Genomic DNA, 3410 nt, shown 5'->3' on the forward strand with positions numbered 1-3410 from the left:
GCCATCGACCATGTCGATGAGGTGCTGGGGTGGCTCGCGCGGCGACCGGGCGATATCCTGTCGCTCAACGATCACACCAGCGCCAATCACAAGCTGGGAGAAGACAGCGCCAAGCTCAAGCGGATGGCCGTGCGCATGGGCCTTGCGCCCGCTGATGCCAAGGCTGCGATTACGGCGATGCTGGCGCGACAAGGTGAAGTGCCGGGGGCGACCGACCGCATTTGTGCGGGGGCCATCTCACTTGGCCACCCTGTTCTGTCCCATGACGACATGACCGCCGAGGACCGGCGCGCAGGGCGCGCGCGCGGTGTGACCGTGGCCGAGTTTCCGATGTCCGAAGAGGCCGCCGCCGAGGCGCGGGCGGCGGGCGAGCCTGTGATCCTTGGCGGGCCCAATGCCCTGCGCGGCGAGAGCCACAATGGCGCGCTCTGCGCGACGGCGGCAATCCGGGCGGGGCTCTGCACCGTGCTTGCGTCGGACTATTACTATCCCGCGCCGTTTCATGCGGTCTGGCGCCTGAACGAGGCTGGCATCCTGCCGCTGTCAAAGGCTTGGGCGCTGGTGTCTGCCAATCCGGCGGCGGCGGCTGGGCTGGATGACAGGGGCGCGCTCTGGCCGGGCAAACGGGCGGATGTTCTTGTGGTGGCCCCGGACACCCGCAAGATCGAGGCGGTGTTTGTCCAAGGCAGAAAGGTTCTGAGCCGTGGCTGAGTTGACAGAGCTTTCACGCGCTGAAGCAGGCCTCGCCCGTCTGGCGGGGCTGGCCTATGATGCGCGCTCCGAGCGCCCGATCTGGTTGCAGATCTATGACCGCTTGGCGCGGGCCATCGAGGGGGCCGTGGTGACCCCCGGCAGCCGCCTGCCCGGCGAGGTGCAACTGGCCGAGATGTTTCGGGTCAACCGTCTGACGATGCGCCGCGCGCTCGCCCTCTTGCAGAGCGAGGGCAAATTGCAGGCGCGCAAGGGTGTGGGCATTTTCGTGCGCCCCGTGCCGCGCGCCTTTGTGATCCGCAACGACATGCGCTTTGCCGACTCTCTCATTGGATGCGAGGCGCAGGTGACATCGCGCACCCTGCGGCTGGAACGGGCCTCGCCCAGCCCCGAGGCGGCGCGCCTCTTTGATCTGGGGCCGGGGGATCTGGTGATCGTGCTGCACCGGATGCGTCTCTTGGACGGTGCGCCCATCTATTTCACGCGCAAGGAATTGCCCGCCCACCGCTTTCCCGAGTTCGAGCGGATCTACACGATCGGTCAATCGGTCAGCGCGGTTTACAAGGCGGCGGGAATCCCATGGTTTCGCCGCGCCGAAACCCGCGTGAGCGGGGGCTTTGCGCAACCGGATGAGGCGGAAATCCTCTGCCTGAACGACAATACCCCGGTGCAATATGTCACCGCCATCAACCGCGATCCTAATGACGCGGCGATCGAATTCAACCGAGGCTGCTGGCCAATGACCAGCGTCGAATTCGTGTTTCAGACGTGAGGCCCGTGTGAGTGCTTGCTAACGCAATTATGTGGTATCGCGCCCATCACAGGGACGGGCAGACCAGCAGAGAGGCGGTGCAAGGTGGGCGTCAGAGGCAATCATCGGCCCGTGCGTGCTCTCTTGCCGAGAGGCATGGCATCGCTGCAGAGCCTACAACAGGCGATGTCTGACACAAAGCCCGCGCAATGCTTGGCGATAAGCACTTGAAAACAAGATATTTCAGAAAGTTGGCTGGGGTGGTAGGATTCGAACCTACGGTACACGGTACCAAAAACCGACGCCTTACCACTTGGCTACACCCCAACGTGACGCGCTAATTACTCTGGAGCTTGGCGCGGTTCAAGGGTGCTTGGCAAAAAAAACGCGGTCCCATCCCCCGGCAGCCCCATCCATATGATAATATTGTGGAAATTCATTCGTGTCGCGACCCGCTACTCGAATGTCTCCTCCTCCATGACACCCCAGAGCGCCGTTTTCGGGGCCCAGCCATCATAGCCACCGGCGGAAACCGCGCACCAGTCCGGTTGGCATTCCTCGAGTCGCGCGATCACGCCCTGTTCCAGGCGGGCCACCACCATGGCATGCGCTTCGGGTTTGGCCAGCAGGTCCAGCATCTCGACCTCGACACTGGCGGTGCGCACGCCAGAGAGCAGCGTGTAATGCACCCAGCCGCCTGCCCCGTCCCGGTCGCGCACCCGACGCCAATGGCCATGCTCTGCCGTGATCTCGAGCGGCATGTCGCGCCGCTTGAAGATCCAGTCGATGCGATGCGTAAGGCTGGGGCCGCGGCGCACATTGCCCTCCGAGGCCTTCATCGACACAAACCGCGGCAGCGGCAGGTTCGTGACCGGCCCGCGCTCTTCGGCCAAGGCCCCCAGAGGGCCCAGTCCCATCACCATGACAAGGGCGGCAAGCCCGGATTTCATCGCCGTCATTCGAATTCTGCCCGCAAACTGCAAGGGGGTTCTTGTGCCCCGCTCTTTCCTGCGCCACTCTGGCAGCAACGCGCCTGAAAGGAAAGTTTCAAGGAGGGCTTCATGCCATCTGCACGCCTGAGTGTTGTCGTTACGCGACGCCTGCCCGAGCCGGTCGAGACGCGGATGCGCGAACTTTTCGACGTCCGCCTGCGCGAGACGGACGCGCCCATGACGCGCGAGGAACTGGCCCGCGCCGCCAAAGAGGCGGATGTGCTGGTCCCGACCCTGTCGGACCGGATCGACGCCAGCCTGATTGCGCAGGCCGGGGACCGGCTCAAGCTGATCGCCAATTACGGGGCCGGGGTGGATCACATCGACGTGGGCACCGCGCGCCAGCACGGTATCCTTGTGTCGAATACGCCGGGCGTGTCGGCCGATGATACCGCCGACATGACCATGGCATTGATCCTCAGCGTCACGCGCCGCCTGCCGGAAGGGCTGGCGGTGATGCAAACCGGCCAATGGGGCGGCTGGTCGCCCACCGCCCTCTTGGGGGGCCGGATCGCCGGGCGCAGGCTTGGTATTCTCGGCATGGGGCGGATCGGTCAGGCGGTCGCGCGGCGCGCGGCGGCCTTTGGCATGCAGGTGCATTACCACAATCGCCGACGCCTCCGCCCCGAGACCGAAGAAAGCCTTCAGGCAACCTATTGGGAAAGTCTGGATCAGATGGTGGCGCGCATGGATGTGCTCAGCATCAATTGCCCGCATACGCCCTCGACCTTCCATCTGATGAACGCGCGGCGGCTCAAGCTGATGAAGCCCGAGGCGGTGATCGTCAACACCTCGCGCGGCGAGGTCATCGACGAAAACGCCCTCACGCGGATGTTGCGCGCCGGAGAGATCGCAGGCGCGGGCCTCGATGTCTACGAGCATGGTGCCGACATCAATCCCCGCCTGCGCGAACTCAAGAACGTGGTGCTCTTGCCGCATATGGGTTCGGCCACCGT

At 64.6% G+C, this 3410-nt stretch carries 4 protein-coding genes and 1 tRNA gene; 3 read left to right on the plus strand and 2 right to left on the minus strand.

Annotation, left to right across the window (positions count from 1 at the left end):
* Positions 1-711: amidohydrolase family protein (locus tag KBT70_RS12480; RefSeq protein ID WP_296633794.1), on the plus strand; the 711-nt coding region annotated here is incomplete at its 5' end.
* A complete protein-coding gene (locus KBT70_RS12485) occupies positions 704-1483 on the plus strand; it encodes a GntR family transcriptional regulator (RefSeq protein ID WP_296633798.1) in 780 nt (259 codons plus the stop codon). The genes KBT70_RS12480 and KBT70_RS12485, both read left to right, overlap by 8 nt.
* Before the next feature lie 231 nt (positions 1484-1714).
* Here KBT70_RS12485 and KBT70_RS12490 read toward each other — a convergent pair.
* Both KBT70_RS12490 and KBT70_RS12495 read right to left on the minus strand, forming a co-directional pair.
* Positions 1715-1789: transfer RNA gene (locus KBT70_RS12490), tRNA-Gln, on the minus strand.
* A gap of 128 nt (positions 1790-1917) precedes the next feature.
* On the minus strand, positions 1918-2421 hold the full coding sequence (locus KBT70_RS12495; protein WP_296633803.1) for an SH3 domain-containing protein: 504 nt from the start codon (positions 2419-2421) through the stop codon (positions 1918-1920).
* Positions 2422-2523: 102 nt separating this feature from the next.
* On the opposite strand from KBT70_RS12495, the gene KBT70_RS12500 reads away from it, so the two are divergent.
* The coding region (locus tag KBT70_RS12500) for a D-glycerate dehydrogenase (protein ID WP_296633808.1) at positions 2524-3410 on the plus strand (887 nt) is incomplete at its 3' end.

Origin of the sequence: Roseovarius sp. (genome assembly GCF_018066915.1) — a bacterium.
Taxonomy (GTDB): domain Bacteria; phylum Pseudomonadota; class Alphaproteobacteria; order Rhodobacterales; family Rhodobacteraceae; genus Roseovarius.

Bases quoted from the DNA above. Each gene is read 5' to 3' on its own strand.
- KBT70_RS12495 (WP_296633803.1), bottom strand. From the start codon at position 2,421: ATGACGGCGATGAAATCCGGGCTTGCCGCCCTTGTCATGGTGATGGGA.